The organism is Desertibacillus haloalkaliphilus (assembly GCF_019039105.1).
GTDB classification, from domain to species: Bacteria; Bacillota; Bacilli; order Bacillales; family KJ1-10-99; genus Desertibacillus; species Desertibacillus haloalkaliphilus.
The window spans coordinates 1-408 of the sequence record NZ_JAHPIV010000218.1; the positions used below are offsets into that span (position 1 = coordinate 1).

At 45.8% G+C, this 408-nt stretch carries 1 tRNA gene; it reads right to left on the bottom strand.

Annotation, left to right across the window (positions count from 1 at the left end):
- Positions 1–331 precede the first annotated feature (331 nt).
- A tRNA-Thr gene (locus KH400_RS21625) sits at positions 332–407 on the bottom strand.
- Position 408: the final 1 nt, after the last annotated feature.

The following is a 408-nucleotide window of genomic DNA, read 5'->3' on the forward strand; positions in this document are numbered from 1 at the left end:
CCATGAAGGATTCGAACCTTCGACCCTCTGATTAAAAGTCAGATGCTCTACCAACTGAGCTAATGGCTCTTGATGTTATTTCGATGTGGTTAATCACGATGATAACAGACGATGTTTCCCTTCGTCGTCTTCCTGTCTCTTCCTCTAATAGCTTTGCTATATAGTCTGTTGCGTCGAGACAACTCGTAGTAAGTTCGAGGATGGTATGCTCGTAACTGAGCCAATTGCTCTTGATGTTATTTCGATGAAGCGTCTCTATAAAACCATGCTCCTGCGTCGCTATCGCTACTCGTCGCATGTCAGCAACGAAGTATATTCGTCGTAGTAGACATGGTGCCGGCCAGAGGACTTGAACCCCCAACCTACTGATTACAAGTCAGTTGCTCTACCAATTGAGCTAGACCGGCA